Source organism: Vibrio sp. 10N.261.46.A3 (genome assembly GCF_041472995.1).
GTDB lineage: Bacteria > Pseudomonadota > Gammaproteobacteria > Enterobacterales > Vibrionaceae > Vibrio > Vibrio coralliirubri.
Window position 1 is genome coordinate 186,873 of record NZ_JBFRRH010000027.1, and the last position, 6,157, is coordinate 193,029.

Here is a 6,157-nt window from a genome sequence, read left to right on the forward strand (position 1 = left end):
CGCTGATGAAAGGCTATTTAGCAAACAGGTTCACTAATGTTCTTTCGTACATGTCAGTTAGCTTCTCTAAATCAGCCACTTTCACGCATTCGTTAACCTTGTGAATGGTAGCGTTCACAGGGCCTAGTTCTACCACTTGCCCTTTCATGCGAGCAATAAAGCGACCGTCAGATGTACCACCTGTGGTAAGCAGTGCAGGCTTAACATCATTTACATGACCGACGGCATCGACAATAGCATCAAGCAATGAACCAGCGTCTGTTAAGAACGGGTCGCCATTGAAGGTCCATTTCAGGTCGTATTCAAAGTCGTACTTATCGAGCGTCGTTGTGATTCGTTCAACGATGATGTCGTTGCTTAACTCTGTGCTAAAACGCAGGTTAAACTGAACATTAAACTCACCAGGAATGACGTTTGAAGCCCCCGTACCTGCGCTGACATTTGGGATTTGGAAACTGGTTGGTGGGAAGTAATCATTACCTTTGTCCCACTCAGTCGTTGCCAACTCGTTGATAGCAAGCAGAGAGCTGTGTACCGGGTTGTTCGCTAGATGAGGGTAGGCAACATGGCCTTGTGTACCTTTAATCGTTAGGTCGCCAGTGATAGAGCCACGACGGCCGTTCTTCACGACATCACCCACGAACTCAGTGCTCGATGGTTCACCAACGATACACATATCGATATTTTCACCGCGTGCCATCAGAGCTTCAACAACACGTACTGTACCGTTGATGAAAGGGCCTTCTTCATCTGAAGTGATCAAGAAACCGATTGAGCCTGTGTGGTCTGGGTGTTTGGCAATGAACTGCTCGACAGCAACAATCATTGAAGCCAGAGAGCCTTTCATATCCGCAGCGCCACGGCCATGTAGGAAACCGTCTACGATAGTCGGTTCGAATGGCTTTGTATTCCACTGTTCGATTGGGCCAGCAGGCACTACATCAGTGTGACCAGCAAAAGCAAACAGGGGCGCTTCAGTACCACGGCGAGCCCAGAAGTTGGTCGTATCTTCAAATACCATAACTTCGATTTCAAAACCGAGTGCTTTTAAGCGTTCAATCATAAGGTCTTGGCAGCCTGCATCTTCTGGTGTTACCGATTGACGGCTGATTAGGTCTTTTGCCAGAGCCAAAGTTGGGCTATCTGTCATCCTTGAATTCCTTGTTTAAATAAAACGTCTAGTCGTTAATTTTTAGGCGCTGATTCAATGATCAACGTCCTGTTGTCTGTCTATGTCAATACAACGATCTAAGCAAAAATAGCCGCGTATTGGTCGGCTTTAAATCCGATGTGAAGTTTGCCCTCAACTTTTAAGATTGGGCGCTTGATCATTGCAGGTTGTTCAACAAGCAAAGTCACCGCTTTTTCTTCTGTTAGGGTATCTTTCTGTTCTTGAGAAAGTTGGCGATAAGTCGTACCACGTTTGTTTAGCACAAGCTCCCAACCTAGCTCAGAACAGAAGCTTGTTACTAGCTCTTCTGTGATGCCTTGTTTGCGATAATCGTGAAATTCGAACTCGATACCTTCAGCTTCGAGCCATTTCTTTGCTTTTTTAATGGTGTCGCAATTTGGGATACCAAACATGGTGATAGTCATTATTCTTCCTTTGAGTGATTTTATTTCATTGTTATGAGTTGAATCCTATCAGGAAGCGGCAACTCAGACAAAATAGAGTGATGAATATTTCATAGAGTGAAAAAAAAGCGTAAGAAAATGTCACTATTGGAGACTTATTGATCAGCCTCAACATGTTGTCAGCGAAAAAAGAAATAATTGAGCTGCACATATATAGGAGGTGTCAATGGAGTTGAGTCCTGTTTTTGCAAGGCGGCTATATTTAGCATTGTTAGTGGAAAGCCTTGATAGGCCAAATGTGCCTAAACTCATCGAAAAAACGGGGTGGCCTCGTCGTACTATTCAAGATGTACTCAAGGCGTTACCGGGGATCGGTATCGAACTTATGTTTGTTCAAGATGGGCGACGTCATAATGATGGCTATTACCAGTTATCCGACTGGGGGCCATTTGACAGTCAATGGGTTATCCAGCGTAAAGGCGATATAGCAACAAGCCTTGGATTTAGTGCATAAGCCAGCGAAAGCTGGCTTTCTTTTTTTTAGAATAGAAATAGTAGGGAGCGTCTCGCTAATGTGAACGGTGCGCTACCCCATTACGTTTCTATTTACATACACAGATAGGCAGTTCCCAACATAGTCACGGAAGTCGAAAAATCTTGGGGAAGTGTGAATATCACGGTATCTGCGCCTAGCTCAATAGTATTCGACTTGAGTTCATTCATGGCGCCTTGAATCAATGTGTCATTCGGGTAAAACAGGTAGCTGTACCAATGGCCTTCGCTGCCTGTGACTTCCCCTTTATACTCGCATTGCTCGATATTAATCACACCGTGGTAATCCATTTGCACTTTGTCAGCTTCGCTATGAGGTATTGATGTTGGTGTCGTGCAACCTAGCAATGCACCACTCATAGCTAAAGCGATTAATTCCTTTTTCATACGATTACCCTGTTATTTCATCAAATAAATCGCGAAGCCTATCCAGCTAGCGATCAGTAGTAGCCACGGTAATTTGCTGCCGTGATTTGATGTTGTTTCAACACTCGTGTCGACATTCTGTTCTTGGTCTTGATTAGTCTGTTGAGTTTGTTTCTCTTTCTGTACACGCTTTTTTGCTTTGTCGGCTTGGCGACTGCGCTCTTTTTGCTGTTTCTTGTACAGTGCGATGCCTTTCTCGATACCTTGAGCAATCAACTTGGTTTGTTCTTTGGTTTGAGCTGGCTTTTGAGTCGCTTTGGCTATCTTCAGTGCTTCTTGTTGAGATTCAACAGACGGCGTATTAGTTTTCTTTTTCATACTGAGTTCGATAATTAAAACGGATTGGCTACTAAGATAACGCAAAGCTAGTTAAGTATGAATGATTTGCGTTAAAGTGTTGGTTTGAAAATAACTGAAAGTGAGATTTGTGCGGTACTCCATAGAACAATACGATAAGCACGGCTTTTTAAAAGCCCCAATCCTATTATGGTTAGGTTGGCTGTTTCTGGCGAAAGCTTTGGTTGTTTTCATTGTCGCAGGAGCGAGCCGAGAGTCGGGCACTGACATACTTGAAACTATCTACCCAGATCATCAAATGTTTTATGTCGGGATCGCGTTGAGTGTGCCTAGTTTGCTACTGATGTGGCTATTTGGACTAAGATCGCCAAATAGAAAACGCCTCAATAAAGTCGTGTCGTGGGGGCGTTGGGTCACCATGACGGCTATCTTGGCGCAGAGCTCACATACGATTTATTTAATCTATTTGGATAATGGATGGTTCCGCTGGTCCAATGGCATTACTTTATTGCTGCTTTTATGGTTATCGCTTTACCTTACCAATAGCCATGCTGCTAGGGACTGCTTTAAAGTGGTTGAGCACGAAGACTGATTCTCATCAAAACATTTGTCCCATTCCCAATTATACTTAGAAGCTAAAAAATGAAAGGATTAATCTATGCTTAACATCTCAAATGAGCAGCCTAAAATTCAAAGCGCTATCTTGCCAGAAGCTGGGCCTTTCGCTCTTTATGTTCAACTGAAAGTGAATGCTAACGCTGCTAATGTTTTAGCGGAACTTCAAAAGCTTCCGAGTTTAATCGACGAACTAAACCAAACTCAACCTGATGCGAACTTAACGGCATCGGTTGCGTTCTCAAAAGCTTTTTGGGATAAGTTCGAGCAAGCAGCGCCCGCTGATTTGATTGACTTCCCTGAGCTTGGTGAAGGTGATATCACCGCGCCGAGCACACTGTCTGACGTTCTGATTCACTGTCATTCAAACCGACATGATCTGCACTTCTTTATCTTGCGTAAATTGCTATCTGAAGTAGCGGCTGATGTTGAAGTGGTTGATGAAACTTATGGTTACCGCTTCCTAGACTCTCGTGACATGACAGACTTTGTTGATGGCACTGAAAACCCGAAAGACGCACAACGTGCTGAAGTCGCTATTGTACCTGAGGGTGAATTCGCTGGTGGTAGTTATGTGATGGTGCAGCGTTTTGTGCACAACCTGCCAGCTTGGAATCGCTTGAATGTGTCGGCACAAGAGAAAGTGATTGGCCGAACTAAACCTGATTCAATTGAGTTAGATGATGTTCCTGCGGCGTCTCACGTTGGCCGTGTGGATATCAAAGAAGAAGGCAAGGGGCTTAAGATTGTTCGCCACAGTCTACCTTACGGTACTGCTACGGGCGACCACGGCTTATTGTTCATTGCTTACTGTAACGTTCGTCATAACTTCGATGCGATGTTAGAGAGCATGTACGGCGCAACAGATGGCAAAACAGACCAACTGCTTCGCTTTACCAAAGCAGTGACTGGCGCTTACTACTTTGCACCTTCAACTGACATGTTGAGTGCATTAACGATTAAGTAAATCACCTCATTTGCAGCAAAGAAAGGGAGCCTCAGGGCTCCTTTTCTATTAAAGCTTTATATGAACTGGTCGATATAAGAGCAATCGTGAGTTTTATTCATCTTTTTGTAAGCGAAGGTCTATGGCTATCACTGTTAATACGAATGTCTCGGCGTTAGTGGCTCAGAGAAATCTCTCTAATGCTAATAACATGCTGAACCAATCTTTGGAGCGCTTAGCTTCAGGGAGCCGTATTAATAGTGCAAAAGACGATGCGGCTGGCTTACAGATCTCAAATCGATTAGAAGCACAGATGAGTGGCATTGATGTTGCTGTTCGAAATGCTAACGACGGTATCTCCATTATGCAGACTGCAGAAGGAGCCATGAATGAAACCACTAATATCATGCAGCGCATGCGAGACTTATCCCTACAAGCGAGTAACGGCTCGAATAGTTCATCGGAACGAATCGCTATTCAAGAAGAAGTTACCGCCTTAAATGACGAGCTGAATCGAATTGCCGAAACCACCTCATTCGGTGGTAAAAAGCTCCTTAACGGCAATTTTGGGCACACCTCGTTTCAAATCGGCGGCAGTTCGGGCGAAGCTGTGCAGATTGGTTTGAAAAGCATGCGTACTGATGACATCAACATGGGCGGCTTTAGCTACGTTGCGAATGGCAAGGCCAGTGATTCATGGGAAGTGAAATCAAACCAGAATGATATGACGATGTCGTTTACTGATCGTTTTGGTCAGCCACAAGAGATCACCATCAACGCGAAAGCGGGCGATGATATTGAAGAGTTAGCGACTTACATTAATGGTCAAACGGATCTCGTATCGGCTTCTGTTAATGATGACGGACAGCTTCAGATTTATATGTCTGGTGAAGATACCGCGGGCACGATCTCTTTTTCAGGTTCGTTAGCCAGTGAGCTTTCCATGTCTGCGGGCTATTACGAATCAGTCGATGACATCAATGTCACTGATGTAGGTGGCGCGCAGCGTGCCATCTCTATTTTGGATACGGCGATGAAGTATGTCGATAGTCATCGCTCTGAATTAGGCGCAATGCAAAACCGCTTTGATCATGCCATTAGTAATCTTGAAAACGTTCATGAGAATTTGGCGACATCAAACAGTCGCATCAAAGATACCGACTACGCCAAAGAAACCACTCAAATGCTCAAGCAACAAATACTGCAGCAAGTGAGCACAACGATACTCGCTCAAGCCAAGCAAGCGCCGAATCTAGCTTTAACGTTATTAGGTTAATGAATTACCTACAATCTTATAAAAGCATTTCAGCTTAGCCAGTGCTTTTTGGCGAATAAAAACACAACTCCCCACTCGACTGACTTCCCGACAACTTTAGCGATTTTCTCATCTTTTTTCGATAATTTTACTGCCAGTCACGCTTCCTTCTGTTTTACCGCTATTTCTTTAATTTTGTTGTTTTTTTCCTAAAGGTTTCGCCAATCACGCCGTTATTAAAAGTAACTTAGAGATAACTACTTGGTTTTCCGAGACGTCGGAAACCGCTATACCGGAAAATCAATTGGAGAAGTCACCATGGCAGTGAATGTAAATACAAACGTTTCAGCGATGACAGCGCAACGTTACCTAAACAACGCAAACAGCGCACAACAAACATCAATGGAGCGTCTAGCTTCAGGCTCAAAAATCAACAGCGCAAAAGATGACGCTGCGGGCCTACAAATCTCGAACCGTTTGAACGTTCAAAG

The 6,157-nt window shown here is 44.1% G+C and carries 8 protein-coding genes and 1 pseudogene; 5 read left to right on the plus strand and 4 right to left on the minus strand.

The features are described 5' to 3' along the window. Positions 1-13 precede the first annotated feature (13 nt). Positions 14-1,150: a succinyl-diaminopimelate desuccinylase gene (gene dapE, locus AB4484_RS08245; protein WP_048616137.1), complete on the minus strand. Its 1,137-nt coding sequence runs from the start codon at positions 1,148-1,150 to the stop codon at positions 14-16. Positions 1,151-1,248: 98 nt separating this feature from the next. Next, a complete protein-coding gene (locus AB4484_RS08250; RefSeq protein WP_017060699.1) occupies positions 1,249-1,596 on the minus strand; it encodes an ArsC family reductase in 348 nt (115 codons plus the stop codon). A gap of 205 nt (positions 1,597-1,801) precedes the next feature. Between AB4484_RS08250 and AB4484_RS08255 the strand changes: the two genes are divergently transcribed. Continuing rightward, positions 1,802-2,089 (plus strand): helix-turn-helix domain-containing protein, encoded by a 288-nt coding sequence (locus AB4484_RS08255; RefSeq protein ID WP_004734273.1) that lies wholly within the window; start codon positions 1,802-1,804, stop codon positions 2,087-2,089. Between the two features lie 92 nt (positions 2,090-2,181). Here AB4484_RS08255 and AB4484_RS08260 read toward each other — a convergent pair whose 3' ends face one another. Together AB4484_RS08260 and AB4484_RS08265 are read right to left on the minus strand one after the other, a co-directional pair. Then, on the minus strand, positions 2,182-2,514 hold the full coding sequence (locus tag AB4484_RS08260) for a DUF4156 domain-containing protein (RefSeq protein ID WP_372077474.1): 333 nt from the start codon (positions 2,512-2,514) through the stop codon (positions 2,182-2,184). A gap of 12 nt (positions 2,515-2,526) precedes the next feature. Next, a complete protein-coding gene (locus tag AB4484_RS08265) occupies positions 2,527-2,871 on the minus strand; it encodes a DUF2956 domain-containing protein (RefSeq protein ID WP_048612194.1) in 345 nt (114 codons plus the stop codon). Between the two features lie 109 nt (positions 2,872-2,980). On the opposite strand from AB4484_RS08265, the gene AB4484_RS08270 reads away from it, so the two are divergent. From AB4484_RS08270 to AB4484_RS08285, 4 genes and pseudogenes are all read left to right on the plus strand, one after another. Then, on the plus strand, positions 2,981-3,442 hold the full coding sequence (locus AB4484_RS08270) for a DUF2919 domain-containing protein (protein ID WP_372077477.1): 462 nt from the start codon (positions 2,981-2,983) through the stop codon (positions 3,440-3,442). A gap of 66 nt (positions 3,443-3,508) precedes the next feature. Then, complete coding sequence (locus AB4484_RS08275) at positions 3,509-4,432, plus strand: Dyp-type peroxidase (protein WP_050644972.1); 924 nt, start codon at positions 3,509-3,511, stop codon at positions 4,430-4,432. A 121-nt stretch (positions 4,433-4,553) separates the two neighbouring features. Further along, positions 4,554-5,687, plus strand: coding sequence for a flagellin (locus AB4484_RS08280; RefSeq protein WP_372077480.1), 1,134 nt, complete (start codon positions 4,554-4,556; stop codon positions 5,685-5,687). A 297-nt stretch (positions 5,688-5,984) separates the two neighbouring features. Beyond that, positions 5,985-6,157 (plus strand): annotated as a pseudogene (locus AB4484_RS08285) (flagellin B); the annotation flags it as partial.